The sequence below is a fragment of the Pantoea agglomerans NBRC 102470 genome, from assembly GCF_001598475.1.
GTDB lineage: Bacteria > Pseudomonadota > Gammaproteobacteria > Enterobacterales > Enterobacteriaceae > Pantoea > Pantoea agglomerans.
Genome location: NZ_BCZA01000005.1, coordinates 386,488 through 413,123, shown reverse-complemented (window position 1 = coordinate 413,123; position 26,636 = coordinate 386,488). Strand labels below are relative to the sequence as shown.

Here is a 26,636-nt window from a genome sequence, read left to right as displayed (position 1 = left end):
ATCACAGGGAGCATGAGACGCAGCCCTGAACCTCCGTGCCCTGAAGCGCCATCTGGCGCAGTCGAATGTAATAGAGCGTCTTAATGCCTTTTTTCCACGCGTAAATCTGCGCTTTGTTGATGTCACGGGTTGAGACGTCATCGCGGAAGAACAGCGTCAGCGACAGGCCCTGATCGACATGCTGAGTCGCTTCTGCGTAGGTATCAATAATCGCTTCCGGCCCAATCTGATACGCATCCTGATAGAGATGGAGATTCTCATTGGTCATAAACGGCGCGGGATAGTAGACGCGGCCGGTTTTGCCCTCTTTGCGGATCTCGATAGGGGAGACAATCGGATGGATGCTGGAGGTGGCATGGTTAATGTAGGAGATTGAACCGGTTGGCGGGATCGCCTGCAGGTTCTGATTAAATAGTCCGTGCTGCATCACCGCGTCGCGCAGCGCCTGCCAGTCCGCCTGTGTCGGCAGCGTCAGTCCGGCATCCGCAAACAGCGTCGCTACCCGTTGCGTGCGCGGCAGCCATTCGCGCTGCAGATACTTATCGAAGTAGACGCCGCTGGCGTACTGCGATTCCGTAAAGCCGTCGAAGGTCTGCTGACGCTCCTGTGCCAGCTGATTAGAGGTGCGCAGCGCATAATAGGTGATGCAGTAGAAGTAGAGATTAGTGAAATCCAGCGCTTCCGGTGAACCGTAGGCGATGCCTTCCCGCGCCAGATAGCCGTGCAGGTTCATCTGACCCAAGCCAATGGCGTGCGAACGGCGATTGCCTTCGGCGACCGAGGGCACCGAGCCAATTTCGCTCATCATCGACACCGAGGTCAGGGCGCGGATCGCCACATCCACGGTACGCGCCAGATCGCGTGAATCCATGGCGTGCGCAATGTTCAGTGAGCCGAGATTACAGGAGATATCTTTGCCGATCCGGCGATAGCTGAGATCGTCATTGTACTCGCTGGCGCTGTTCACCTGCAGGATCTCAGAGCAGAGGTTGCTCATATTGATGCGACCGGCAATCGGGTTACTGCGGTTCACGCTGTCCTCATACATGATGTAGGGATAGCCCGACTCAAACTGAATCTCGGCCAGCGTCTGGAAGAAGTCGCGTGGCTGAATATAGGTTTTACGGATGCGGTCGTCGGCCAGCATCTCGTCATACTTCTCGCTGATGCTGATATCGCCAAAGGCCTGGCCGTAGATCCGTTCAACGTCGTAGGGCGAGAACAGCGCCATCGGTTTGTTCTCTTTTGCCAGCTGGAAGGTGATATCGGGGATCACCACGCCCAGCGACAGGGTTTTGATGCGGATCTTCTCATCGGCGTTTTCGCGCTTGGTATCAAGGAAGCGGAAAATATCGGGATGGTGCGCATTGAGCCACACCGCGCCAGCGCCCTGACGCGCGCCGAGCTGATTCGCATAAGAGAAGGCATCCTCCAGCATTTTCATCACCGGGATAACGCCCGACGACTGATTTTCAATACGTTTGATTGGCGCACCGGACTCACGCAGGTTCGACAGCAAAAAGGCGACGCCGCCGCCGCGCTTTGAGAGCTGCAGTGCCGAATTCACCGCGCGACCAATCGACTCCATATTGTCTTCGATGCGCAGCAGGAAGCAGGAGACCAGCTCACCGCGTTGCTGTTTGCCGCAGTTCAGAAAAGTTGGCGTGGCGGGCTGGAAACGGCCGCTGAGGATCTCCTCCAGCAGGGCCCGCGCAAGCTTTTCATCGCCCTGAGCCAGCGTCAGCGCCACCATGCAGGCGCGCTGCTCGAAGGTTTCCAGATAGCGTTTGCCGTCGAAGGTCTTCAGGGTGTAGCTGGTGTAGTATTTCCAGGCACCGAGAAAGGTTTTGAACTCAAAGCCCCAATTTTCCGCCACCTCATGCAGCGCAAGCAGGAACGAAAAATCGTACTGGTTCAGTACTTCCGCTTCGTAATAGCTCTCTGCCACCAGATAGCGTAAACGCTCAGCGCAGCTATTGAAGGGGACGGTATTGGGTTGCACATGCTGCAGATAAAACTGACGTGTCGCTTCGCGATCCTTGTCAAACTGGATGCGGCCCTCGGCGTCGTAGAGATTAAGCATGGCATTAAGGGCGTGATAATCGAGCGTCACGCCGTTGAGGGTGTCTGTTGTTGCCAAAATTGGGTTACTCCCGCTTTAACTTTCGCGATATCGTCAGGCGTTCCCATCAGCTCGAAGCGGTAGAGGCAGGGAACCTGACATTTTTTTGCAATGATGCTGCCCGCCAGGCAGTACCCGGCACCGAAGTTACGGTTGCCCGCTGCGATCACGCCACGAATGCCGCGTCGGTTCGCCTCATCATTAAGAAACTGAATCACCTGACCGGGCACCGCACCGCGACTGCTGCCACCGCCATAGCTGGGCACGACCAGAATATAGGGCTGGTCGATATGCAGTTGTTGCCGGGCATCAAGCGGGATGCGCCGGGCAGGCAGGCCGAGGCGCGTCACAAACCGGTGGGTGTTTTCCGACTGGCTGGAAAAATAGACCAGCGGGAACATGTGTTTATCCCCCGACAGCAGAAAGCGAGCGCAGCGTGGCGATTTTGTCCGGGCGGAAACCGCTCCAGTGATCGTTATCTGCCATCACGACCGGTACCTGGCGGTAACCCAGTGATTTCAGGTTGTCGATCGCCTCGGGCTGGCTGTCGAGATTGATAAGCTGATAGGCGAGACCCTGACGGTCCATCGCATTTTTGGTTGCCGTGCACTGGACACAGTTATCTTTAGTGTAAATAATAATGCGCATGATTCGTATTTCCCTCTGTATGCGGTTCTGATGTCAGGAAACAGAGCTGGAGGAGCAGGTTGCGGGCCTCATTCTGCCGGACATCTGGTGTCGTGCTGATGAGATAAATACTAGATGTAGTGGTTTTGTGGGTCAAGCCCACCAGATATAGGGTTTTATGATTTGCATTTGCGCAACAGCGGCAAAGCCAGCAGGGATGCGCCCTGCAGCCTGGAAAAATCTTTTGTAAATGTCACCAGCCAGAAAAAGGGCATAAAAAAGCCCCGCACAGGGCAGGGCTCAGGGGATTTTTTAGAGTTGAGCTTAGCGGCGTGAAGCCAGCAGCACACCCACTACGATACCGAAAGCGGCACCGATACCAACACCGTGCCATGGCTTGTCATGGACATAGGTGTCAACCTGCGCACTGGCATCACGCGCAACCTGTGAAACACGGTTGCTGCCGCCGTTCAGTCTGGAGCGGGTCTGTTTCAGCAGCTTTTCTGCCTGACTGCGTGCAGAATCCACTTCGTCTTTGGCGTCACTGCCGTAAGATTTCAGCAGCGCTTCCAGTGAATCGGCCAGTTCGTTAACATCCTGATTAATATCAATGTCATCGTTTTTTACAGTGCGATTAAACATTTTTTAGCTCCCTTTGATTTAAAAACGTAATACTAGTGTAGACGACCTTGAGATAAACGAGACGCGGGAGTGTTCTTTAGGGAAAATTCCGAATGCCCACTCTGTCATGCTGTTGTAAGGTTGCGAAGCTTTTGAAAGAGGAGAGGATCGAGCATGTATTTACGACCAGATGAGGTAGCGCGCGTACTGGAAAAAGCGGGTTTCGAAGTCGATGAAATTACCCCACGGGCCTATGGTTATCGCCGTGGAGAGAACTATGTTTATGTGAATCGCGAAGCGCGCATGGGGCGCATGGCACTCGTCATTCACCCGACACTGAAAGAGAAGAGCCAGCCGTTCGCTGAACCTGCTTCAGAAATGAAGACCTGCGATCACTACACCCAATTCCCTCTCTACCTGGCGGGTGATTCACAGGAACACTACGGCATCCCGCACGGATTTAGTTCCCGCATGGCGCTGGAACGTTATATTCAAAGCGTTTTCGGCTAACGCATCAGGCCCCGCCGCGACGGGGCACTGAACCGCCTTTACCTCCTCCCTGTTTCCCTGCCGTTGCAATTACCGGCTGTGACGCGTATAAAACTGTTCCTTATAGATGTTTAGACGTCCATACGGATAAAAGTGATGAGCGAACAGCCAACTCCCTCGCAGGAACAATTTAAACGCACCATGAAAGTGCGCCATCTGGTGATGTTATCGCTGGGCGGCGTAATCGGCACCGGCCTGTTTTTTAACACCGGCTACATCATTTCAACCACCGGGGCGGCGGGGACGCTGCTCGCCTATCTGATTGGCGCGCTGGTGGTCTGGCTGGTGATGGTCTGTCTGGGCGAACTCTCGGTGGCGATGCCGGAAACCGGCGCGTTCCACGTCTATGCCGCACGCTATCTCAGCCCGGCAACCGGCTACACCGTGGCCTGGCTCTACTGGCTCACCTGGACCGTCGCCCTCGGCTCCAGCCTGACGGCGGCGGGCTTCTGTATGCAGTACTGGTTCCCGCAGATCCCGGTATGGATCTGGTGTCTGGTCTTCTGCTGCGCCATCTATCTGCTGAACGTCATCTCAACCCGCTTCTTCGCCGAAGGGGAGTTCTGGTTCTCCCTGATTAAGGTGGTAACGATCGTCGCCTTTATCGTGCTCGGGGGTGCGGCGATGTTTGGGTTTATCCCGATGAAGGATGGCACGCCCGCACCGGGCCTGAGCAACCTGACGGCGCACGGCTGGCTGCCTAACGGTGTACTGCCGATTCTGATGACCATGGTGGCAGTCAACTTCGCTTTTTCCGGCACCGAGCTGATCGGTATTGCGGCCGGTGAAACCCAGCAGCCGGAGAAAGTGCTGCCGCTGGCGATCCGTACTACCGTGGCCCGGCTGATTATCTTCTTCATCGGCACGGTATTTGTGCTGGCGGCGCTGATTCCTATGGATCAGGCGGGTATCGTGAAAAGCCCGTTCGTGCTGGTCTTCGAAAAGATCGGCATCCCGTGGGCGGCTGACATTATTAACTTTGTGATTCTGACCGCTATCCTGTCTGCGGCCAACTCCGGACTCTATGCCTCCGGGCGGATGCTCTGGTCGCTGGCCAATGAAAATACGCTGCCGCGCGCCTTTGCCCGGGTGAACAAGCGCGGCGTGCCGATGCTGGCGATCACCGTCAGCATGGTGGGTGGTTTGCTGGCGCTGGTCTCCAGCGTGGTGGCGCCAGACACGGTGTTTGTGGCGCTGTCGGCCATTTCCGGCTTTGCGGTGGTAGCCGTCTGGCTCAGCATCTGCGCTTCGCATTTTGTTTTCCGTCGTCGTCATCTTCAGCAGGGCAAATCGCTGGCCGATCTGGCCTACCGTGCGCCGCTCTATCCGCTGACGCCGGTGCTGGGTTTCCTGCTCTGCCTGCTGGCCTGTGTCGGTCTGGCGTTTGATCCGACCCAGCGTATCGCGCTGTGGTGTGGCATCCCGTTTGTGCTGTTCTGCTATGCCGCTTACCATCTGACCCACAAATCATCCCCGAAGCCTGAGGAGGCCAATGATGTCGTATAACCCTGTCGCACAGGCTTTAACGGAGTCGCCACTGCTGATTCTGGATGGTGCCCTGGCCACCGAGCTGGAAGCCCGCGGCTGTCATCTGGTCGATGCGTTATGGTCAGCTAAGGTGCTGATGGAAAATCCTGAGCTGATCTATCAGGTGCACTACGACTATTTTGTCGCCGGCGCGCGCTGTGCCATTACCGCCAGCTATCAGGCGACGCCGCAGGGCTTTGCCACACGTGGCCTTGATGAGGCGGAGTCACTGGCGTTGATCGCGCAGAGCGTCGAGCTGGCGCGACGCGCCCGTCACGATTATCTGGCGGTCCGGCCCGACGCGAAAACGCTGCTGGTAGCGGGATCGGTCGGTCCCTATGGCGCCTTCCTGGCGGATGGTTCGGAATATCGCGGCGACTATGCGTTGCCGGAAGCGGAGATGATGGCGTTTCACCGCCCACGCGTGCAGGCGCTGTTGGCGGCGGGTGCCGATCTGCTGGCCTGCGAAACCCTGCCTTCGTTTGCCGAAGCGCAGGCGCTGGTGAAGCTGCTGGCTGAATTTCCTGAAGGCCGCGCCTGGTTCTCGTTTACCCTGCGTGACGCCGGACACATCAGCGACGGCACGCCGCTGTCAGACGTCGTGAGCTGGCTGAATCAGCAGCCGCAGGTGGTAGCCGTGGGAATCAACTGTGTGGCACTTGAGAGCGTGACGCCTGCGCTGCAGCAGTTGCAGAAGCTGACCGACAAGCCGCTGGTGGTCTATCCCAACTCTGGCGAGCAGTATGATGCCAGCAGCAAAACCTGGCACTCAGCGCCATCAGGCTGCACGTTGTATGACAAACTGGCAGAGTGGCAGCAGGCGGGCGCGAAGCTGATTGGCGGCTGCTGTCGCACCTCACCCAACGACATCGCGGCTATCGCCCGCGCTTGTCAACCGCAATAAGCTGGCTGAATCGGGCGATGATAGCCCGATTGAGGCGGAGAGGGCGGTCTACACTCTGATCACTGATCACTCTGTGGACCCCTTCATGAAACAGCGAATTCTGGCCCTGGCCGCCGCGCTGCTGCTTAGCGGCTGTGCCACCATTGTCGGCAATGAAACCCAACTGGTGCGCATCGACTCCTTGCCGCAGGGCGCGCGCTTTACCGTGCAGGATGAGCGTGGCTATGCGGTTGCGCAGGGTTTCACGCCGCAGACCGTTGAACTGGAAAAATCTACCGGCCGCTACTTCGGCAAAAAGCACTACCTGCTGATGCTGGAAAGTCCGGGCTACGTGCCGGTCACGGTGCCTATCGAGGCACGCGCTAACCTGTGGTATCTGCTGGGCAATATCCCGCTGGGTGGCTTCCCCGGCTGGCTGCTGGTCGATCCCTTCTATGGCGGCATGTACGACCTTAAGCCTGAACACCCGCGTCCCTTTATGAACCCGGTTGGCGCGCGCGGCTGATTACTGCGCGGTCGGCTTCACCATTCCGCCTGGCGTTTTATGGCGTTCCAGATACTGATGCTGGAAAATGCACATGCGGATGGTGTTGCGGTACTCCCCGTTGATGAAAAACTCATGTTTAAGCACGCCTTCGATCTCGAAGCCGAGTTTGGTGTAGATGTGGATCGCTTTTTCGTTCTCCTGATCGACAATCAGGTAGAGCTTGTAAAGATTCAGTACCGAGAAGCCGTAATCCATCGCCAGTTTTGCCGCCTGGGTTGCCAGTCCTTTGCCCTGATGCGCCGGATCGATAATGATCTGAAACTCGGCGCGCCGGTGCACATGGTTGATTTCCACCAGTTCCACTAATCCCGCTTTCTGCCCGCTGTGCTCGACCACAAAGCGACGTTCGGTCTGATCGTGAATGTGCTTGTTGTAGAGATCGGACAGTTCCACAAACGCCTCATACGGCTCCTCAAACCAGTAACGCATCACGCTGGCGTTGTTATCCAGCTGATGGACAAAGTGCAGGTCTTCCCGTTCCAGCGGACGTAGTTTTACCGTCATTGCTTTTTCCTCTCATGAAATAATGGTCGCGAGTATACCGCATCAGCCAGCCGCTGCGTTTTGCGCTGTCGCATTCGCGTGCCTGCTTCAGCCTGTAAAGGTTTACAGCGTCGCGTGGCAATCTAATGACTCAGAGGAAGAGAACAGCGCGCCGTTCTGGCAATGGAGAGGATGACGCTAATGGCGGAAGAAGGGGATGTTACAGAAAGGCGCGGCGGATGCAGCAGCGCCGGACGGCAGGTGAACGCCGTCCGGCCTGATTTCAGGCAGAGATCTGTTCGATGATGCGACCCTGCGACATGTGCACGGCGCGATCGCACATGTGATCGATCACGTCGGGATCGTGGCTGACCAGCACCATGGTCAGGCCATCCTGCTGTTTCAGATCGTTGAGCAGATTGAGGATCTCCGCCTGCACTGACATATCCAGCGCCGACGTCGGCTCATCCAGCAGCAGGATCTTCGGTTGCAGCAGCAGGGCGCGCACGATGGCAACGCGCTGACGCTGACCGCCGGAGAGCTGATGCGGATAGCGATCCGCCAGGGCGGGATCGAGTCCGACGTGACGGAAGCCCTGATCGATACGATCGTTGATATTGTCGCGTTTCAGCAGCTTCAGCGGCTCCGCCAGTGTGCGACGCAGCCGGTGACGCGGATGCAGCGAGGCATAGGGATCCTGAAACACCATCTGCACTTCCTGACGCAGCGCTCCGGTGAAAGCTTTACCCGGCTGAACTTCGTGACCGGCAAGCTGCATCTGACCCTGCCAGTGTGGGTTCAGACCTGCCAGCACCCACAGCAGCGACGACTTGCCGCAGCCTGACGGACCCACCAGACCAAAACACTCGCCAGCGTTAACCTCCAGGTTAACCTCATGCACCACGGTGCGCAGCTCGTAACCCTGTTTGTGGGCGACGCTTAGATTCTGCAGCTTAATCATCATTCGCCTCCAGCGCAGCGCGGTCCAGCACCGGTAAAGTCTGTCCGTGGGTCGCTTTGCCCGGACGGCAGGCCCACAGCGTGCGGGTGTAGGGATGGGTAGCGTGCGGCAGATCGGCGGCGGGCAGCGTATCCAGCAACCGGCCTTTATACATCACCATCACCCGCTCGCAATGTTCTGAAACCTGCTGCAAATCATGGCTGATCAGCAGCAGGCCCATGTTGCGCGCCTCCACCAGACCGCGGATCAGCGCCAGCACCTGATCGCGCATGGCATGATCCAGCGCGGAGGTCGGTTCATCGGCGATCAGGAAGTCCGGATCGGTAATCAGGGCGATCGCCAGCATCACGCGCTGGCCCATGCCGCCAGAGAGCTGATGCGGATACTGCTGCATCAGACGACGCGGATCGGGAAGGCCGACCGCATCCAGCATTTCACACACTTTCTCTTTACGCTCGGCACGGCTCAGACGGCGATGCAGGATCAGCGGCTCTTCAACCTGCCAGCCAATGGTGCGCGTTGGGTTAAGGGCATACTTCGGGTCCTGCATCACCATCGCCACGCGGTTACCGCGCAGCTGGTTCCAGTGACGCTCGCTCAGCGTCAGCGCATTTTCACCGGCCACCTGGAGCTGGCTGGCCTGCAGATGCAGCGCGGGCGAGAGTAAGCCCATCAGGCTGCGGGCGGTCAGTGACTTGCCGGAACCGGACTCACCGACCAGCGCCACACGTTCGCGGCCTACGGAAAAACTGATGTTATCGACCAGCAGCGCATCGTCGCTGCGAATGGTCAGCCCCTCGGCATGGAGCAGATTATTTTGCATGACGGGTATCCAGTCGGTCGCGCAGGCCATCGCCTGTCAGGTTAAAGGCCAGGCTGGCAAACAGAATCGCCGCGCCCGGTGCAGCAGCAACCCACCACTGATCAAAAATGACTTTACTGCCTTCGGCCACCATCGAACCCCATTCCGCCGTCGGCGGCTGAACGCCCATACCGAGGAAACCGAGTCCGGCCGCAGCCAGGATAATCCCGCCCAGGCTCAGTGCGGCGCGGACAACCGCCGTCGGCATGCAGAGCGGCAGGATATGACCGAACATCAGGCGAAAGCCCGTAATCCCCTGCATCCGCGCGGCAGCAAGGTAGTCGCTGCGGCGCAGTGCCAGGGTTTCAGCGCGTGCCTGACGGGCAAACGGCGGCCAGCTGGTCAGTGCCAGCGCCAGTGCGCCGTTCATCAGGCCAGGGCCGAGAATCGCCACCAGCGCCAGCGCGATCACCAGGTTGGGCAGCGAAAGGAAGATATCGGTAATGCGCATCAGCAGGCGTTCGGTCCAGCCGCCCACGTAACCGGCGGTGATGCCGATCAGCAGCCCGGCCGGAATGGTCAGCACCAGAATCAGCGACACCAGCAGCAGGGTCGGACGCGCGCCGTAAATCACGCGCGACAGCAGATCGCGGCCAAAGCCGTCGGTGCCGAACCAGTGCTGTGCCGACGGGGCCAGCAGACGGCTCGACATGGTCTGCACGTTCGGATCGAACGGCGCAATCAGCGGCGCCAGCAGTGCCATCAGGATAAGAATCGCCACCAGCGTCAGCCCAACGGTTAACGAGGTAACGCGTTGCCGGCGACGGCGTGGTCGCAGCGTTTCGAGTTCAGAGAGTTGTTGCGTCATCGGGTTCTCGGATCGGTTAACCAGGTTAAAACATCCGCCAGGGTGTTAATCAGGATAAAGCAGCTGCCGATTAACAGGGTTGAGCCCAGAATCGCCGGCACATCGCCGGAGAACAGCGCATTGGTCATATAGCGACCCACACCTGGCCAGGCGAAGACGGTTTCAGTCAGCACCGAGCCTTCCAGCAGCGTAGCGTAGGAGAGGGCGATCACCGTGACCAGCGTGCCCAGCACGTTGGGGAAGATATGGCGCAGCAGGATGCGCACCCGACCCGCGCCTTTAGCACGCGCCAGCACCACATACTCTTTGCTGCTCTCTTCCAGCAGCGCAGCACGCAGCAGGCGGGTAATGCCCGCCATCGCCAGCAGGCCGAGGATCACCACCGGCAGCCAGAGGTGCGCAATTGCATTGCGGAACATCTCCGGTTCACCCGACAGCCAGCTGTCGATCAGCACAAAGCCGGTTTTCGGCTCCAGGGTGTAGACCCAGATATCATCCAGCCGTCCCGGTCCGGCGGACCAGTGCAGCACCGCATAAAAGAGCAGCAGGCCCAGCAGGCCGAGCCAGAACACCGGCACCGAGTAGCCCAGCAGCGAGACAAAGCGGGCGAGATTATCGATCCAGCTCCCCGGTTTCCAGGCGGCCAGCAGCGCCAGCGTCACACCGAACACCACCGCGAAGATCATCGCGCAGGTCGCCAGCTCGATGGTGGCGGGGAAGGTGGTCATCAGGTCGCCGCTCACCGACTGATTGGTGAGACGGGAGACGCCCAGATCGCCCTGCGCCAGATGTTCGACGTAGCGCCAGAACTGCATCAGCACCGGCTGGTCGAGACCCAGGTCATGACGCACCTGCTCATAGGTCGCTTCACTGGCGTGATCGCCGGCGATCTGCTGCACCGGATCGATCGGCGAGAGATGCGACAGCATAAAGGTGAAGGCGAGCAGGCCAAGCAGCGTAACCAGCAGCGACAGTACGCTACCGATCAGGCGCCCGCCACGCTGCCAAAAAAGCCGGGCGAACCCGGCTGAAGGAACAGACTGTGCCATTACTTAGTGACCTGCGAGTAATACACCATGTCAGGGTTAATGCCCTGTACATAGCCTTTCAGGTTGTCGCGCAGGGCGATCAGGTTCTTCGCCTGCATCCCAATCACATACGGTGAGTTCTTCATCACTTCACGCTGCATCGCTTCATACAGCGCCACGCGTTTCTTCGGATCGCTCTCGGCGGTCGCCGCAATCACCTGCTTGTTCAGCTCAGGAATGTGCCAGTCTGAACGGAAGGCGATGGTTTTGCTGCCATCTTCCGGGTTGTAAGCAAACGAGGCGGCATTGGTGTTGGGATCGAAGTAATCGGAGCCCCAGGCGTTCAGCGTCGCTTCATATTTATGCGCTTTCACGTTGGTCGACACTTCGGAGCTCAGACCCGGCACCACTTCCACTTTCACGCCCGCTTTGGCGAAGCTGCCCTGCAGCGCCTGTGCGATATCCAGATAAGGCGGCTGGTTGCTGGTGGAGAGCTTGAAGGTGACGTTGTTCAGGCCCGCTTTCTTCAGAATCGCTTTGGCTTTTTCCGGATCGTAGCTGTATGGCGTGTCGTTGATCGCGCCCAGGAAGCCCTTAGGCAGGAAGCTCTGATGCACGTCGAACTGGCCTTTCAGCAGCTCACTGGCGATGCCTTTGTAATCCCACAGGTAGCGTGCCGCTTCCCAGAAGGCCGGGTTCTTCATCGTCTCGTTCGCGCCGATGTTGAACTGGATGTAGTAGAGCGACGCCATTGGAATCGCTTCCGTCTTCACGCCCGGTTTGCCGTTCAGCGCAGCAATCTGATCGGCACCCAGGTTACGGGCGATATCGGCATCACCCTGTTCCAGCAGCAGACGACGCGCAGCCGGTTCAGGCACGTTTTTGATCAGGATGTTCTTCATTTTTGGCGCGCCCGCTGGTGAGGTCGGGTTAGCGCTGAGCAGCACCACCTGATGCATCACCACTTTGCGGATCTGATACGGGCCGCTGCCCGCCGAGTGGGTGGCCAGCCAGGCGTTACCGAAATCGCCGTTCTTCTGGTTCGCCATCGCGGTTTTTTCATCAATGATGGACGAAACCGGGGCAGAGAGCAGGCTCAGGACGTAGGTCGGGCTGACGTTGGCGGTCCAGCTGATCTGCACATGATTGTCGTCGACTTTCTTCAGGAAGCCATCGACGTTATCTTTGTTCCAGCCGAGCTGCGTCAGGATGAAAGAGGGATCGAGGTTCAGCTTCACCACGCGGCCCAGCGAGAAGATCACATCTTCCGGACGCAGCGGGTTGCCGGTAGAGAATTTCGCATCTTTACGCAGTTCAAAGGTCAGGCTGCGGTTGTCGCTGCCGGGCTGCCAAGAGGTGGCCAGTGTAGGTTTCAGGTCCACCGGATTCTGCGGGTCAGACTGTACCAGGCGCTGATAGATGTTCGTAAAAGCCTGAACGCTGGTCAGTTCAAACCCTTTGGCCGGGTCGAAGCTGTCTGCGTCGTCAGTTGATTGTGCAATCACCAGCGTATCTTTTGGTGTTGTGGCCTGGGCTGTGAAGGCGGCAGCCAGCGTCAGCGCCAGCAGTGATGGAATTATAGTTTTCATGAAATTTCCTTGCCTCTAAAAAGTTACGCGAGTTTACGAAAGGGCCGATGCGAAGAATAGTCGAATATGGGCTAATCATATGCCAAAAGGTTATAAGCATTACCTGGAGGTTATAAGAAGATCGCCACGCTGTTACCGAAGCGGCAACCTGAGCAGAAACAAATCCTCAACGAAACCGTTATTCAATACGTTATTGCTTTACCGAAGCCGGCCTCTCTTTATAATGGCGGCAGATAACTTCAGGAGAATTCAGTTGGACAGTCACCCGAGATTAACCTTTATTCTGGCAAGCTGAGTTTCCTCTGCTGCTTGCCAACCGGCGAGCAGCGATCCCCGCTTTAATTAACGATCGCGCTCCTTATTTTTAATCCTGCTATCACCAGGAGTGCGCGTTATGCTGCTGTTTATATTCGCTCTTTTTCCTCCGCCCCGTCTGGCGTAGCCCAGGCTGCGCCCAATCGCTGATATCAGACTTTTAAAACGCCGCGTATAACCGGCGTCAGGTAACCCTGCGCGCGTCATTATTTAGCGCGCCGGCGGAATAACCTGACTGTTTCTGAAAGTCACCCCATTAAATAACCCGGCCACGCCAGGTTTTATCCATGCACGTTATTTCCCGTGCAGGACAACTATTGCTTTAAATCAGGGAGATGTCGAAATGAGCGACATGAAACTGGAACAGGTTGCGATCACTTCATCCGGCAACCGTAATGATAAAAAAAGTAAAAAAATGTTTGCTGTGGCGCAGCAGGCGGACCAGCACATTGATATGACGCTGGCGAACCTGCGCAGTCAGCGTCAGGGTCTGACTCAGGCTGAGGCGGCGAAACGACTGGCTTTGTATGGCCGTAATGAAGTGGCGCATGAGAAAGCGCCACCCGCGCTGATTCAGCTGCTGATGGCGTTTAATAACCCGTTTATCTATGTATTACTGGTCCTGGCGCTGGTGAGCCTGTTTACCGACTATATTCTGCCGCTGCGCGCCGGTCAGGAGACCGATCTCTCCGGCGTGATCATCATCTTCACCATGGTGATGCTGAGCGGGCTGCTGCGCTTCTGGCAGGAGTTTCGCACTAACCGTGCGGCGCAGGCTCTGAAGTCACTGGTGCGCAGCCAGGTCACCGTGTTGCGCCGTGAGCCAGGCAGCGAAACCGCGCAGCGTCAGGATGTGGATATGAGTGAACTGGTGCCGGGCGATATCATTCTGCTCAGCACCGGCGATCAGGTGCCTGCCGATGTCCGTCTGCTGAGTTCGCGTAATCTGTTTATCAGTGAAGCGGTGCTGACCGGCGAGTCGCTGCCGGTTGAAAAACAGAGCTGCGATGCGGGTATCGATGCCGAAGGTCAGACCGCCCAGGAGCGGCTGGCATCACCGAATATCTGCCTGATGGGCACCAGCGTGGCCAGCGGCACAGCCAGCGCAGTGGTAGTAGCGACCGGCGGCGAGACCTGGTTCGGCTCACTGGCCTCATCGCTGACCGGAAGCCGTCCGCAGACCGCGTTTGATCGCGGGGTGAACAGCGTCAGCAAGCTGCTGATCCGCTTTATGCTGGTGATGGTTCCGGTGGTGCTGCTGATTAACGGCTTCACCAAAGGCGACTGGATGGATGCCACGCTGTTTGCACTGGCCGTCGCGGTTGGGCTGACCCCGGAAATGCTGCCGATGATTGTCAGCGCCAACCTGGCTAAGGGCGCGATTGCGATGTCACGCCGCAAAGTGATCGTTAAAAAGCTCAACGCCATTCAGAACCTCGGCGCGATGGATGTGCTCTGTACCGATAAAACCGGCACGCTGACCCAGGACACCATCCTGCTGGCGCATCATCTGGATGCGCGGGGCAACGAAGATGCACAGGTGCTGCTGCTGGCATGGCTCAACAGCGGCAGCCAGAGTGGCGCGAAAAACCTGATGGATCGCGCCTTACTCTGCGCGGGCGACAAGGTCATTTCACAGTCTCAGCGCAGCCAGTTCCAGCTGATCGATGAGCTGCCGTTTGATTTTACCCGCCGTCGGGTGTCGGTGCTGGTGGAGGATCTGACTCAGCATCGTTCACAACTGATCTGCAAAGGCGCAGTGGAAGAGATGCTGGCCGTCAGCATTGCCGTGCGGCAGGGCGACACGGTGGTCGCACTGGATGCGGCACAGCGTGCGGCGCTGCTGGCGCAGACCGAACACTATCATCAGCAGGGTTATCGCGTGCTGCTGGTGGCAACCCGTGATGGCGAGCTACACGCGCCGCTCAGCGACAGTGATGAGCGCGATCTGATTATCCAGGGAATGCTGACCTTCCGCGATCCGCCTAAAGCCAGCGCGGGTAAGGCGATTAAAGCCCTGCGTGACAGCGGTGTGACAGTGAAAGTGCTGACCGGTGACAATCCGCTAGTGACGCTGCGGGTGTGTGCCGATGTCGGGCTGACCGATCCGGCGATGCTGACCGGCGATCAGATTGAGGCGATGAACGATGATGAGCTGGCGCAGGAAGCAGAGCGCTGCACCCTGTTTGCTCAGCTGACGCCGCTGCAGAAATCCCGTCTGGTGCGGCTGATGCAGCAGAACGGTCACACCGTCGGGTTCCTGGGCGATGGCATTAATGACGCGCCTGCGCTGCGGGCGGCTGACACCGGGATTTCCGTGGACAGCGCGGCAGATGTGGCGAAAGCCTCATCGGACATCATCCTGCTGGAGAAAGATTTACAGGTGCTGAATGAGGGTGTACTCAAAGGACGCGAGACCTTTGGCAACATCATCAAGTATCTCAACATGACCGCCAGCTCCAACTTCGGCAATGTTTTCTCGCTGCTGGTGGCCAGTGCCTTTATTCCGTTTCTGCCGATGCTGTCGATTCATCTGCTGATTCAGAACCTGATGTATGACGTTTCCCAGCTGGCGCTGCCGTGGGACAAGGTTGACCGTGAGTTTCTGAATAAGCCGCGTAAATGGGATGCCGGCAACATCAAACGCTTCATGCTGTGGATGGGCCCGACTTCGTCAATTTTTGACGTCACCACCTTTGCGCTGATGTGGTTTGTTTTCGGCGCTAACCATGCAGGCGTGCAGTCGCTGTTCCAGTCCGGTTGGTTTATCGAGGGGCTGCTGTCACAGACGCTGGTAGTGCATATGCTGCGTACCCGGAAGATTCCGTTTATTCAGAGCCGCGCCACCTTACCGGTGATGCTGACGACGCTGGCGGTGATGGCGCTGGGCATCCTGATCCCGTTCTCACCGCTGGGTGCGATGGTCGGTCTGGTGCCACTGCCATGGCAATATTTCCCGTGGCTGGTGCTGACGCTGTTCAGCTACTGCCTGGTGGCACAGGGCATGAAGCGTTTCTACATCCGTCGCTTTGGTCAGTGGTTCTAGGGAGGAGAAGATGAAAAAAAGCAGGCTCGATACGGTCTTTGTCGGCGTGATGATCATCGGCTTAACTCTGATTGCGCTGACGGTCATCGTGCGGTGATGGCGTTGTGATAGTGCGGTAAGTGAGAGGCAGCGAGGCGACTCGCTGCCTTTTTTATTGATGCAGTTACTCTTCGTCGCGCTCACGGCTGGCGCGCTGGCGCTCATAATATTCATCTTCTGCGGTGATGATCTCATCCATCAGAGAATCCATATCGACCACGCGCTCCTCTTCCACAAACTTCCCGGTAAGCGGTGTTTCCGGCGTCAGCTTGCCATCTTCATAGAGCAGCCAGATCTCTTTGGCGTAGCGCGTCTTCAGCAGCTGCGGAGCGAACTGACCGTAGTAGGAGGTGATGTTGTCCACGTCACGTTCGAACATCGACTCGGCATGGTTATTGGCCGCCGCATCGACCGCCTGTGGCAGGTCGATAATCACCGGGCCCTGGTCATCCAGCAGCACGTTGAACTCGGATAAGTCACCGTGAACGATACCGGCACAGAGCATGCGGACGATGTTGCGGATCATGGTGTGGAAATCCGTCACCGCCTGCTCTTCAGACAGAGAGACATCGCTGAGACGTGGCGCGACCGAGCCATTGGCATCGGTCACCAGCTCCATCAATAACACACCGTCGATGCAGAGATAAGGCTGTGGCACGCGAACACCGGCGTTCGCCAGGCGGAACAGGGCATCTACTTCGGCGGTCTGCCAGGACTCTTCCTGCTGCTTACGGCCGAACTTTGTGCCTTTCTGCATGGCGCGGGCGTTACGGCTGTTACGGGTTTTACGACCTTCCTGATACTGCACGGCCTGCTTGAAGCTACGCTGGGTTGCTTCTTTATAGACTTTGGCGCACTGCACCTTGCCGCCGCATAGCACGGTATAGACGTCTGCTTCTTTGCCGCTTTTCAGCCGCTGCAGGACATCGTCAATCAGGCCGTCATCGACCAGGGGCTGGATTCTGTTTGGGATTTTCATGCGGCTTTATACCTTATTTCACCCGCTTTTCGTATCACTTTGCGATGATGGAAAACATTGGCAATGACTGAACAAAGTTTCTAATTCTACCCTGGAAAGTCGCTTTGTGGGGATGAACCTTGATGAGCTGCGCTTTTGACCTTTGTTTTATCATAAACAATGGATTAGAGGGGAGAGCAGGACGGTTTTATCCGCCAGAGGAACGCTTTGTCATGCATCAGCCCTGTGGGCGGGGATTTCGTGTCAGAGAAATGTGCCTGAAGAGCAGGCTGGCAGGAGGCTGAAGGCCGAAATCCTGCCAACAGGATTTCGGCCCGCCTGCGGGATTACTTCAGGCCTTTAAGCACTTTAACCGTGCTTTCAATGTCGATCTCATCTTCAGAGAAGATCAGTGTCGTACCCTGGAAGGTGGTGACCGCCAGCTTTTTCAGCGAGCGCATCTCATTGGCGTTAGGGTCAGTTTTCGGCCGGATATTATTCAGCAGCAGTCCCACTGACAACACCGCGTTCTCTTTATAGACACCGGCATCGACCGGGACTTCTTCGTTGTAGACCAGATAAGACTTAATCGAGGTGATCTTGAGCCGCTCGCCTGCGATATAGATGTATTTGCTTGTCGGCGCGACCTTCACCGCATAGGCGGATAAGCCCTTGTTGTTGGTGGTGGGTTCAAACGTCACCGCCGCATCTTTCTTGATCAGATCAGGATTGGCGACCTTAATCACATGAAAATAGCGGTTATCACCGTTTTCATCTTTGATAAAGCCAAAACCTTTATCTTCAAACCAGGTTGTGATCGTTCCGTTCATCGCCATTTTTGCCTGCTTAATCTACTCAGTTTTTTACAGCGCGCAGTGTAAAACACAATGCCTGCGCAGACTATATAAGTCTGGATGATAATTTTCAGGTGCGCCAGAGGGTGAGCGGCGGAAGGGGGCTTTGTGGCGGATGAAGGCGTGTGTGATGGAGTGTGTGTAGCGGCAGATAAAAACGAAGATGGGTCGTTAGGGCAGGGAACGGACATCAGCCACGTGAAACACGTGGCTGTCAGCACTGGGCGTTGTTACGGGGATACAGGCGGGCGAATGCGGTACTGAGTCAGGCAGATTCACCGGCAAACTGCGCAAAGCTCGTCTGCCGGTGAGCGTCTGTTACTCGTTGCCCCAGCGGTTCAGGAACTCGGCAATTTCATCAATACGCTGCTCATCGATACCCGCTTCACGCGCCATATCCTGCTGCGACTCTTCACTGATCTCTTCGTTGTTCATCAGACGGGTGATCAGCAGCTGGAAGTAGTGCGCCAGCGGCGTACGTTCTGCTTCGCTCACCGGCTTAGCGGACTCTGTCGCATACTCATCTGCGACATCATAGTATTTGAGAGAGATTTCGTTATTCATAAATTGTCCGCAGAGTTGAGTTTGGGTTTAAGCGTTGGCAGGGCATTGTGGCCCGGCGTAGAGGGGTATTATTTCGTGTTTGGGTTGGGGCTGTAAAGGGGGAGTGGGGAGGCGGAAGGGAGTATGGTAATGACGTTGCAGAAAATGTTGATAGACATGCCTGAAGCGCATTCGCACGGAAGGCCGCAGGGCTGCACAGACACAAAAAGCCCGCAGTACGTTTATCTCGCGGGCTCTGAGGAGTTCGACGAAGTTCTGGTAACCCTCCATCGAACACCAATGCTCGTTTATAAGGGATTGCCATGGTCACTATGCTTGTTGATGCTTTCGAGTATTCTCAGAAGCAACCCTTTACCATCTTCCGGTGCAAAGGCGTTAATATACCTGTCTCTGAACTCTGATTTTATCATTTCATCGTCATATGTCAGAAAGTTCATCACTTCTTTTTTTAGGTCTTCACGGTCCGGGAGTGTTAATTCAGCTGTATAAATATCAATAGCTTCATCAATGGTGTCAGCACCTGTAATAAAATCAAAGTCCTGATTTAATGTCCCTTCAATCAGAATATCTATATTAGTAGTGAGTAGCATAATTTAAACCTCCGGGAATGCAGTCAGAATATAGTAAGGCTTGCCGTTGTACAATTCATATTTAAGAACAACCTTGACTTTCGTTGCCGGAGTCAGTTTTTGACTACCCCTGAACAGGGAGTAACCAATGGCTTTCCCGGTGTCATATTTGATATTTAAATTATGTCCTGGTCTGCTTGCCGCCCAAATTTTTATCCACTCTTTATTTACTTTTATTGCATCGGATACTGACTTTTCGGCCATATCTATATTGGTGAAAGAACTAATGGCATTTGGCGGGCGAGCCATATTTTCTGTGCTTTTTAACCGGGCTGCTAATTCATGCTGTGTTTTACCAATATGCTTTAAAATTGCATGGCCTCCGGGCGTGTTACCAGTTACTGATTCATATTGAATAAGTTTGATGCGTCCTGTGCGAATGGCTGAAATTCTCGCTGCTCCTGCCCCCAGAGAAAGAGCAACAGGTACAGCAACATCGAAGGTCAAACCTACCAATCAGTTCACGAATGGGTGCGCACGCAACATCACTTTTGATCGTATCTTTTGATGCTTTCAAGGAAATAGAGCAAAAAACTGCTGGCGTAATCAGGTGAAATATCTTGCCAGCGCTGAGAAAACTCTTCCTTTATCTCTTCTTCTGACAGCTTGAGAAAGTCATTAATTTCTTTACGTAAATTACATCTTTCTTCTGGAGAAGCTTCGTCAACGACTACATCAATGGCACCATCCATCGTATCAGCGCCAGTGATAACGTCGAAGTCCTGATTAAGTGTTCCCACAATGCATAAATCTAAGTTTGGGGCAAGAGGTGCGCGGCTCATGATCAACTCACTTATCTGGAAAAGAAGTAATTATATAATAAGGTTTGTTATTGTAAGTCTGATACTTCAGCGCAACTCTGATTTTAGTTGCTTTATACGTAGTGTTGCTCCCTTTCTGAACAACATAACCAACGGTTTTACCCACATCGTAACTTATCGTCATGTTATGTCGTGGTTTACTTGCTGCCCATAGTTTTATCCACTCCCGATTGTTATGAAGTGCCTTTGATATGGCTGTTTCGGCAATCTCCAGCGACGAGAACGAACCAGATAGATCCAATACCCCATTGGATTGGATAATTCTTTCATGAAGTTCATGGGGTGATTTTCCAATATGCTTTAAAAGCGTATGCCCGCCCGGTTTTGATCCAGAGACAGATTCATGCTCAATTAATTTGATTCGGCCAACACGAACGGCAGCAATTCTCGCCGCGCCAAGTCCAAGAGAAAAAGCTATCGGCACGCCCACATCTATGGTCAGGCCTACTTTCCATGCTGTATCTTCATCGGCGCCAAACTGTTTCGCCATCTCAATGGCGGCGCGATATGTCGCACTACGAACATTCTTGCCGCTCAGAACCTGATTTGCTGCGCTATTAATACTGTCCATGCTGTGCGTGCCAACAACGACGCAAGCCGCCTTTGTCAAGCCTGTAGGCTCGGGTGCAATACAAAGCGCAGTTGCCCCGGCCAGCTCCAGCGTTCCCATTACCAGCCCCAGCCCGCCCATAAGACGGTTAGATATTGTCTCTGATTCGGTTACTGACTTGTCAGAAAGGGCAGCAGCCAGCTGGACAGGAGACAATACAATTTTTAACCCATCATCCATGATTCAACTCCATCTGTGTGAACGGCATCCTTTTTAAATCAGACAGGTAGGTGCTTTGATCAGACCTACCTTAAATAATTACTATTTCTTTAAAGCTTTGTTATCTGGATTATTAGTTATTTATTCTTAAAATAATATAGTCAGGTCACTAACTATGGGGATTAACTCACACAGGGAGGCTCATGCCAGGTTCCTTCGTTAGGGAGTTAGTCAGACGATGGAGCGGGCTTTGCTTCAGTCGAGGGGGATGTTTTAAGGAAGATCGCAGATTCAAAAAGTCCGCACGGTTTTGATTTAGCGGCTGGCGGAATCTGAATGGATGGTTCAACTTTATGAAATTAAAAGTTTTTATCTAATTCAACTCTGAGCCGTGTACCTAAACGTGTACCAATTATTGGATCTCATACCCCGAGCGGCAGGGTAAGGATGACGAACAACCGGAGCTAAATCCAAAATAAAATAATTTAAGAGAAAAGTATCCACACTGTTCAATTTTTGTTTTTATTCAATAGTTTCAATATCTTAAGTGGTAAATGGTTTGAGGTTGGATGTACACTAGTGTGCACTAAGAGTAACTACTTTAGTTGAATTGATTGATAAGCGACCGAAGCACAGTATGTGCGATGTGACTCTAATAAGCGCTTCATACTGGTAATTGTCAGCTTAGCACCTCAAGAAGACTTCTGGGATATTACGGCACGTGTAATAGATGTTTAAAAATGCAGGGCTGCTTAGATGGATTTTTACATTAGCCCACGAAAGACTAATAGGTTTCGCGTGGCTAAGATGCTTTACACTAACGTTCACTGAGTAGTTAATGAGCTCTGATTTACCTAAGTTACATTTGTCGGGATATATTATGGTTTAACTGGCCATCTCATCACTGTGAGTGGTTATTAGTAACATTGTCGAAGAATGGATGTGAAATGATCAATCAAAATGTTATAGGTGGACTTGCATGGCTGTATTCTATTTTTGATATAAAGTTGCTGACTTTAATCGCTGCAGGTTTTACTATTTACTTCGGATACCAGAAAGTAACAAAGAAAATATGTGTATCGTATAGTCTAAGTACTGGGAAATTGTACAATTTACACCTAACAAACTTTGTCATTTCAAATAAGAGAGATAACACAGTTATTATTTCCTCAATAAACATGAGGATTAGTAATAAAGGTATCATTGAAATAATAAAATTTGAAGAACCACTAGTCTTAAAAGGCTATGAAGCTAAATTGATTGATATACCTAAATATAGTGAGATTTGTGATCAAAATGGCTTAGTTTCGATTGATATTTCTGAGCAACTTTTCTTTTCTGTGGTTACTGGAGGCGGAAATATTATCGCTTGTGATGTGGAAAATTCACTAACATTAAAGAGTTTTGAAAATCGTCTACATAAAAAAGTCATTACTTTCAATGATATAGTATTGACGCGAAAAATGGGGTTCATATTCACTTATCGAATTAAAGATAAAACTATAGATGTAATTTTCGATAAGTTTGGTTTCATAACAGGATATACACCATTTAACTTTAACATGTTCACGGAAATGTCAGGTGAATCATTTGAGTTTTTTCTAATATCAAATGGTTATCATGAACACTATGATGATTACGCTCTATTTAAAGTGCAGGATAACCTAGATGCAATTGTAATATTGAGTAAATCTAATGTGCAGAAAAAATTAACAGATAAAAACGCAAGTAAAAATGATGTTAAATTTGATTCAGTTTAATAAAATCCCCACATAAGTGTATGAATATGCAATGATATAGTTTAAATTGGTATGGTTTTTAGGATTCCAATTGCGCGAGTGCGCCTTACAACATGATTTATTTGTGTTAATATTATTTTACACATTTGCTAAGGCGCATGCTTACATATAAGTCAAAGTTTGGATGATTGGATTTTTTTTATGATCTTAGCACTGAATTTTTCACAAAGGGAATTTATAAAAAGAGGCTCAACACTTACACAATATGAAAGGTATCCTTGAAGATATTTTTTCTTTTCAATTGTTAGTTGATCCCATTTGTATACTAAACTTCTAATTTCTCGTTTCTTATCTCTACCAATCGATATATTGCCAGTATTTGTAATTGTAAGTCCAGTTACCATCATCCTGCTTTTTTTGGATGAATGCTTGGTTTTCGATGAATTGATTATTAAGTGTTTTGGATATTCTAATAAGCGCAGTACGTTAATAATTCTTTGAGGCATGCTTCCTAAAATACCAGCCGTATTAGTGGATAGATAAATATCATCGGCATATCTCGTGTAAGTGATATTTTGCTGACTGCAAATTGAGTCGATAATCCTATCAAGTTTATTACAAATTAAATTAGATAACATTGGAGACGTAACAGCACCCATGGTTAGTCTTCCATTGTAACAAACAAGTTTTAGGAAAATTTCTTTATCATATTCATTCCAATCAGGATGGATTTTATTTTCCATCATGAATGACAAAATATCATTGTGTGTAATTGATTTAAAAAAATCCACGAAATCAAGGCGGAGAAGATATTTGTTGTTTTTATGTTTTTCGGCGTTATTTTTAACTGAAGCACCCTTTAAGTAAGCTGTAGATGCTGGGTGTACTGGCATCTTAACTAAAAAATCATCATGAATTACTCGTTGTAATAATTTTAGTTCTTTGTGTGGTTGATAAACAACTCTCGTACCACCATTTTTTTTGGGTACGCTGAATTTGTTATAATTTTTACTAGCGGTATCAGCAAGTTCACAGATAAAATTTTCAGTTAAAATAAGACTATCTGAAAGATGTTCAATTAACATTCTTCATTACCTTCCCCAATTCGCTTTTGAAAGCTGGTATCATTATCAAATCTGATAGTGCTCTTGCCCTGCTTTTCAGTATCTTACTCAATAGTTTTTTGGTGGAATCATGATTGAAAAATTTATCAAAATCAACGCACGAGTAATATAACTCACTTCCAACTTGTGTTTTCTTAAATAATTCTAAAGCGATTCCAAGAGATAGCATAAATCTAATGTTATTTTTGCTTCTATCTTTCAGCCCAATAATGTTAGAACTCAGTTTTGCTATTTCTGTTGTCCCAATGGGACCAAGAGAAGCAATTACACATAATAAGAAGAAAAGAAGAACTTTTGGCGAGTATTGATAGTCACCATGAAGATTATTTTTCGACACAGAAGATCTTGTTTTTCTAGTTAGTCTCTCATTAATTTGAGGAATGCATGTTAGAATCGTTTTAAAATCAGTGTAGATTGTTGGTTTAAATTTAGAGTCATTATTTACCCACATTACCGGGCCTGTGTTAATAAATGAGTTGTGTCTCTCAAACTGTTTATCTAAAACAGGTAACAACTTCTTTCTTAAGCTAGGGCTTAATGAAAATGCACCTAGTTCAGCCACAGTTCCAAAGCTCTCAACTAATATAATTACAATGTCGGAAATATCTGCAAGCCACTCCTCTAAAGCTAGCGCATTCACATTCTTTGAATTATCACTACTACTAATTAGATCCCAGGCAAGTTCAGCACGAAATGTAAGATATTCCTTGTGATGTTTTCTAATGTAACCTTCTAAAATTCCACGATTTTTACAGCTTTTTTCTTCACCACCACAAATAAAAAGGATCTTTGGTAACGAATAACTCAACTGCGTTAGTTCACTTGCTGAGAAGTTAGCAACGAAATCCTTACGAGCATTCAGATATTTTGGATGTTTTGACCACATCAAATGAGCCCTTACACAGGTTACGAGGCGCAAGATCGCGAGGTGGCACGAGGACGGCTGTCCTCGTGACGCCTCGCGTTCTTGCGACGAGAAACCAAACAATAGTAACGGGTCGGATATACACCAACCACAAGAAATGCCGGAGCACTTCCAAACTAAGGGTTGACCAGAAAATATCATCAATTCGACAAATTCGAAAGCGAAAAAAATAATTTCCGTTAATAGTTTTCATTCTTTTCATTTATGCTATTAATTAATATTAATCAATAGATTAATAAGTGAATGGTGTCATTACAGGTGCACATCAGTATGCACTTAAGGTGATTACCCTAACGGATGTTAAAAAACTGGCCTAAGCTGGTTTTTATGGGATGAGATTATCAGGCACTACATGCAGGCAGCCAATCTGCCTCACTGTCTTCATGTAACTTGAGGTTGGTTTGTATGCCGTTATTCGTCCGGAGCTTGAGCAGTACACGTTCATACTCTTTCAGAGTCTGTGGCACAGCATGGCCGAAGGCTGTCAGGCTGAGCGGATGCTGATGTCCGCGCGATTCAATGAAGGACAGATACGCATCATAGAGATAGCGCTTCGGGTTTATAGGGCAAATATTGGCGTTACCGATAAACAGCCCATTTGGCGTGCTCAATGGCATCAGGTAGCCACCGAAATCGACTAGCGTATCGGCTTGTCGCTTTATCTCCAGCGCTTCGCCGGATGACTGCTGCCCTGCAACAACTCGCGCGCTTCATCAGGAGATGCGAAACGTTGCATCAGATGACGAACGATGACGGCTAGTTCGGTGCTGATCTTATCCAGCAATTGCGTGTCACGCTCTTTCGCCGGTATTACTTATGGAAACGCCAGGATTACCCGGCGACGCGAAACGCCGCCGCTGTGGTCGATAAAGCGCATCGGATTTTTATTAACCGCCAGAATTACTGCCGGAATATGGGTTGAATAGGCGTCGCGATATTTGGGAGCGATGACAACCGCATCGCCGCCGATAATCGCCTTAATACCCGCGTCATCGCCGCCCAACTTGCATGTTCAGACAGGATAATCAGCAAGTATCCAATTACCGCAGCGCGTTCGCGCGGCGATTCCAGCGTTTAGATGGTCGCAGAGGGGCTGTTGTCCCAGCACTGCCAGGGCCATTAATAGTGTCTTTCAAAATCACAGACACAAAAAAGCCCGCTAGGCTTTCACCTTGCGGGCTCTCAGGACTTCGATGATGGTTCTGGTAACCATCAACCAAGAATTTGGTGGAGCTGGCGGGAGTTGAACCCGCGTCCGAAATTACTACACCGTCGGCACTACATGCTTAGTCAGTTTTTACATTCGCCGGTTAGCTGCGAACAGACACGCCACTAACAGACTAGCCTGATTGGATTTAACGCTTCAACCCCAGGCAAGGCATCCACGCGATCTCTTTTGGGTTTGACTTCTCTTGATCCCCGTCTTAAGAGCGGAAGCTAGGGAGAGAAGGCTCTAAGCAGGTTATTAAGCTGCTAGTGCGTAGTTTTCGTCGTTTGCGACTATTTTTTTGCGGCTTTTTACGAGGCAAACCGCCCCTCGGCATGCTCCTAAGGCTTCACAATCCCGTCGAGTCCAGAATCAGCCCCAGAACTTCAAATACTAGCAACAAAACAACTCAAAATCCAGTGCTTAACGCTTTGAATTCTTCATGATACGTGCTTTGTCTAATTGCCATTCGCGGTCTTTAATATCATCGCGCTTGTCGTGCTCTTTTTTACCGCGTGCAACACCAATCTTCAGTTTGCACCAAGCGTTCTTCCAGTACAGCGACAGCGCCACGATGGTGTAGCCTTCGCGGTTGACGCGGCCATACAGGGAGTCGAGTTCACGTTGCTTCAGCAGCAGCTTACGGCTGCGCGTCGGGTCACAGACCACGTGACTGGAGGCAACGGCTAAGGGTTGAAAGGTTGAACCGAACAGAAAGGCTTCGCCATCGCGCAGCAGAATATAGCTGTCGCTGATGTTGGCTTTACCAGCACGAAGTGACTTAACTTCCCATCCTTGTAACGACAATCCCGCTTCGTACTCCTCTTCAATGAAGTACTCGTGACGGGCGCGTTTGTTCATGGCAACAGTGGCAGAACCGGGTTTGTGTGCTTTTTTCTTTGTCATAGTGCGGCGTATTTTACATCACTTAGTCGGTTATCGCATCCCCAGTCCAGCGGGGCGGCAGGAAACGGGATATTCTAGCACACCCTCACTCGGGGACATTTTTGTTTAATCG

General features: G+C 52.2%; 27 protein-coding genes, 1 other RNA gene and 1 pseudogene. 7 read left to right on the top strand and 22 right to left on the bottom strand.

The window, feature by feature from the left end; translation table 11 throughout:
* Nucleotide 1: 1 nt before the first annotated feature.
* From nrdE to PAG01S_RS12465, 4 genes are all read right to left on the bottom strand, one after another.
* A complete protein-coding gene (nrdE, locus tag PAG01S_RS12480; RefSeq protein WP_073970668.1) occupies nucleotides 2-2,140 on the bottom strand; it encodes a class 1b ribonucleoside-diphosphate reductase subunit alpha in 2,139 nt (712 codons plus the stop codon).
* Nucleotides 2,110-2,523 carry a class Ib ribonucleoside-diphosphate reductase assembly flavoprotein NrdI gene (nrdI, locus tag PAG01S_RS12475; protein WP_033778606.1) on the bottom strand — a complete coding sequence of 138 codons (414 nt, stop codon included), beginning with the start codon at nucleotides 2,521-2,523 and terminating at the stop codon, nucleotides 2,110-2,112. The genes nrdE and nrdI overlap by 31 nt, the downstream gene beginning before the upstream one ends.
* Nucleotides 2,524-2,527: 4 nt before the next feature.
* Entirely contained in the window at nucleotides 2,528-2,770 is a 243-nt protein-coding gene (nrdH, locus tag PAG01S_RS12470) for a glutaredoxin-like protein NrdH (protein ID WP_003850362.1), read from the bottom strand.
* A gap of 303 nt (nucleotides 2,771-3,073) precedes the next feature.
* The gene (locus tag PAG01S_RS12465; RefSeq protein ID WP_010257764.1) at nucleotides 3,074-3,391 is read right to left on the bottom strand and encodes a DUF883 family protein; all 318 of its coding nucleotides are present in this window, start codon (nucleotides 3,389-3,391) and stop codon (nucleotides 3,074-3,076) included.
* A 153-nt stretch (nucleotides 3,392-3,544) separates the two neighbouring features.
* Here PAG01S_RS12465 and PAG01S_RS12460 point away from each other — a divergent pair, with 153 nt between their 5' ends.
* The 4 genes from PAG01S_RS12460 (at nucleotide 3,545) to PAG01S_RS12445 (ending at nucleotide 6,855) form a co-directional block, all read left to right on the top strand.
* Nucleotides 3,545-3,880, top strand: a complete 336-nt coding sequence (locus PAG01S_RS12460; protein WP_003850360.1) for a DUF2002 family protein — start codon at nucleotides 3,545-3,547, stop codon at nucleotides 3,878-3,880.
* A gap of 135 nt (nucleotides 3,881-4,015) precedes the next feature.
* Complete coding sequence (gene mmuP, locus PAG01S_RS12455; protein ID WP_033758676.1) at nucleotides 4,016-5,425, top strand: S-methylmethionine permease; 1,410 nt, start codon at nucleotides 4,016-4,018, stop codon at nucleotides 5,423-5,425.
* Nucleotides 5,415-6,350: a homocysteine S-methyltransferase gene (mmuM, locus tag PAG01S_RS12450; RefSeq protein ID WP_062758856.1), complete on the top strand. Its 936-nt coding sequence runs from the start codon at nucleotides 5,415-5,417 to the stop codon at nucleotides 6,348-6,350. Before mmuP ends, mmuM begins: the two co-directional genes overlap by 11 nt.
* Nucleotides 6,351-6,435: 85 nt before the next feature.
* On the top strand, nucleotides 6,436-6,855 hold the full coding sequence (locus PAG01S_RS12445; protein ID WP_010257757.1) for a hypothetical protein: 420 nt from the start codon (nucleotides 6,436-6,438) through the stop codon (nucleotides 6,853-6,855).
* Here the strand turns inward: PAG01S_RS12445 and speG are convergent, their stop codons facing one another.
* The 6 genes from speG to PAG01S_RS12415 all read right to left on the bottom strand — a co-directional run bounded on the left by speG (nucleotide 6,856) and on the right by PAG01S_RS12415 (nucleotide 12,628).
* The gene (speG, locus tag PAG01S_RS12440) at nucleotides 6,856-7,401 is read right to left on the bottom strand and encodes a spermidine N1-acetyltransferase (RefSeq protein WP_003850356.1); all 546 of its coding nucleotides are present in this window, start codon (nucleotides 7,399-7,401) and stop codon (nucleotides 6,856-6,858) included.
* A 262-nt stretch (nucleotides 7,402-7,663) separates the two neighbouring features.
* Nucleotides 7,664-8,341: an ABC transporter ATP-binding protein gene (locus PAG01S_RS12435; RefSeq protein ID WP_033758674.1), complete on the bottom strand. Its 678-nt coding sequence runs from the start codon at nucleotides 8,339-8,341 to the stop codon at nucleotides 7,664-7,666.
* Nucleotides 8,334-9,164 carry an ABC transporter ATP-binding protein gene (locus PAG01S_RS12430; RefSeq protein WP_031594057.1) on the bottom strand — a complete coding sequence of 277 codons (831 nt, stop codon included), beginning with the start codon at nucleotides 9,162-9,164 and terminating at the stop codon, nucleotides 8,334-8,336. The genes PAG01S_RS12435 and PAG01S_RS12430 overlap by 8 nt, the downstream gene beginning before the upstream one ends.
* A complete protein-coding gene (locus PAG01S_RS12425; RefSeq protein ID WP_010257750.1) occupies nucleotides 9,154-10,011 on the bottom strand; it encodes an ABC transporter permease in 858 nt (285 codons plus the stop codon). Before PAG01S_RS12425 ends, PAG01S_RS12430 begins: the two co-directional genes overlap by 11 nt.
* On the bottom strand, nucleotides 10,008-11,060 hold the full coding sequence (locus tag PAG01S_RS12420; protein ID WP_010257745.1) for an ABC transporter permease: 1,053 nt from the start codon (nucleotides 11,058-11,060) through the stop codon (nucleotides 10,008-10,010). Before PAG01S_RS12420 ends, PAG01S_RS12425 begins: the two co-directional genes overlap by 4 nt.
* Complete coding sequence (locus tag PAG01S_RS12415) at nucleotides 11,060-12,628, bottom strand: ABC transporter substrate-binding protein (RefSeq protein ID WP_062758854.1); 1,569 nt, start codon at nucleotides 12,626-12,628, stop codon at nucleotides 11,060-11,062. Before PAG01S_RS12415 ends, PAG01S_RS12420 begins: the two co-directional genes overlap by 1 nt.
* Nucleotides 12,629-13,286: 658 nt before the next feature.
* On the opposite strand from PAG01S_RS12415, the gene mgtA reads away from it, so the two are divergent.
* Both mgtA and mgtU read left to right on the top strand, forming a co-directional pair.
* Complete coding sequence (mgtA, locus tag PAG01S_RS12410) at nucleotides 13,287-15,989, top strand: magnesium-translocating P-type ATPase (protein ID WP_062758852.1); 2,703 nt, start codon at nucleotides 13,287-13,289, stop codon at nucleotides 15,987-15,989.
* Between the two features lie 10 nt (nucleotides 15,990-15,999).
* Nucleotides 16,000-16,086, top strand: a complete 87-nt coding sequence (mgtU, locus tag PAG01S_RS22735; protein ID WP_354439566.1) for a magnesium transporter protection protein MgtU — start codon at nucleotides 16,000-16,002, stop codon at nucleotides 16,084-16,086.
* Nucleotides 16,087-16,152: 66 nt separating this feature from the next.
* Here the strand turns inward: mgtU and PAG01S_RS12405 are convergent, their stop codons facing one another.
* The 7 genes from PAG01S_RS12405 to PAG01S_RS12375 form a co-directional block, all read right to left on the bottom strand.
* Nucleotides 16,153-17,007: a PA4780 family RIO1-like protein kinase gene (locus PAG01S_RS12405; protein WP_010257738.1), complete on the bottom strand. Its 855-nt coding sequence runs from the start codon at nucleotides 17,005-17,007 to the stop codon at nucleotides 16,153-16,155.
* A gap of 326 nt (nucleotides 17,008-17,333) precedes the next feature.
* The gene (locus tag PAG01S_RS12400) at nucleotides 17,334-17,822 is read right to left on the bottom strand and encodes a cold-shock protein (protein ID WP_062758850.1); all 489 of its coding nucleotides are present in this window, start codon (nucleotides 17,820-17,822) and stop codon (nucleotides 17,334-17,336) included.
* 336 nt (nucleotides 17,823-18,158) lie between these two features.
* Nucleotides 18,159-18,404, bottom strand: a complete 246-nt coding sequence (locus PAG01S_RS12395) for a YmjA family protein (RefSeq protein WP_010672163.1) — start codon at nucleotides 18,402-18,404, stop codon at nucleotides 18,159-18,161.
* A gap of 287 nt (nucleotides 18,405-18,691) precedes the next feature.
* Nucleotides 18,692-18,994 carry a contact-dependent growth inhibition system immunity protein gene (locus tag PAG01S_RS12390; protein WP_062758848.1) on the bottom strand — a complete coding sequence of 101 codons (303 nt, stop codon included), beginning with the start codon at nucleotides 18,992-18,994 and terminating at the stop codon, nucleotides 18,692-18,694.
* A gap of 3 nt (nucleotides 18,995-18,997) precedes the next feature.
* Nucleotides 18,998-19,489, bottom strand: coding sequence for an RNase A-like domain-containing protein (locus tag PAG01S_RS12385; protein ID WP_245006270.1), 492 nt, complete (start codon nucleotides 19,487-19,489; stop codon nucleotides 18,998-19,000).
* 29 nt (nucleotides 19,490-19,518) lie between these two features.
* A complete protein-coding gene (locus tag PAG01S_RS12380) occupies nucleotides 19,519-19,815 on the bottom strand; it encodes a contact-dependent growth inhibition system immunity protein (RefSeq protein ID WP_073970670.1) in 297 nt (98 codons plus the stop codon).
* Nucleotides 19,816-19,822: 7 nt separating this feature from the next.
* Nucleotides 19,823-20,644 carry an RNase A-like domain-containing protein gene (locus PAG01S_RS12375; RefSeq protein WP_062758841.1) on the bottom strand — a complete coding sequence of 274 codons (822 nt, stop codon included), beginning with the start codon at nucleotides 20,642-20,644 and terminating at the stop codon, nucleotides 19,823-19,825.
* Between the two features lie 926 nt (nucleotides 20,645-21,570).
* On the opposite strand from PAG01S_RS12375, the gene PAG01S_RS12370 reads away from it, so the two are divergent.
* Complete coding sequence (locus PAG01S_RS12370) at nucleotides 21,571-22,383, top strand: hypothetical protein (RefSeq protein ID WP_062758840.1); 813 nt, start codon at nucleotides 21,571-21,573, stop codon at nucleotides 22,381-22,383.
* Between the two features lie 152 nt (nucleotides 22,384-22,535).
* Here the strand turns inward: PAG01S_RS12370 and PAG01S_RS12365 are convergent, their stop codons facing one another.
* From PAG01S_RS12365 to smpB, 5 genes and pseudogenes are all read right to left on the bottom strand, one after another.
* The gene (locus tag PAG01S_RS12365) at nucleotides 22,536-23,447 is read right to left on the bottom strand and encodes a retron St85 family RNA-directed DNA polymerase (protein ID WP_062758838.1); all 912 of its coding nucleotides are present in this window, start codon (nucleotides 23,445-23,447) and stop codon (nucleotides 22,536-22,538) included.
* Nucleotides 23,437-24,372, bottom strand: coding sequence for a retron St85 family effector protein (locus PAG01S_RS12360; RefSeq protein ID WP_062758836.1), 936 nt, complete (start codon nucleotides 24,370-24,372; stop codon nucleotides 23,437-23,439). The genes PAG01S_RS12365 and PAG01S_RS12360 overlap by 11 nt, the downstream gene beginning before the upstream one ends.
* Before the next feature lie 380 nt (nucleotides 24,373-24,752).
* Nucleotides 24,753-25,512: pseudogene (locus tag PAG01S_RS21715) on the bottom strand (primase-like DNA-binding domain-containing protein); the annotation flags it as partial.
* 124 nt (nucleotides 25,513-25,636) lie between these two features.
* Nucleotides 25,637-25,998, bottom strand: a transfer-messenger RNA (tmRNA) gene (gene ssrA, locus PAG01S_RS12345).
* Nucleotides 25,999-26,041: 43 nt separating this feature from the next.
* The gene (smpB, locus tag PAG01S_RS12340; RefSeq protein WP_010257694.1) at nucleotides 26,042-26,524 is read right to left on the bottom strand and encodes an SsrA-binding protein SmpB; all 483 of its coding nucleotides are present in this window, start codon (nucleotides 26,522-26,524) and stop codon (nucleotides 26,042-26,044) included.
* Between the last annotated feature and the right edge of the window lie 112 nt (nucleotides 26,525-26,636).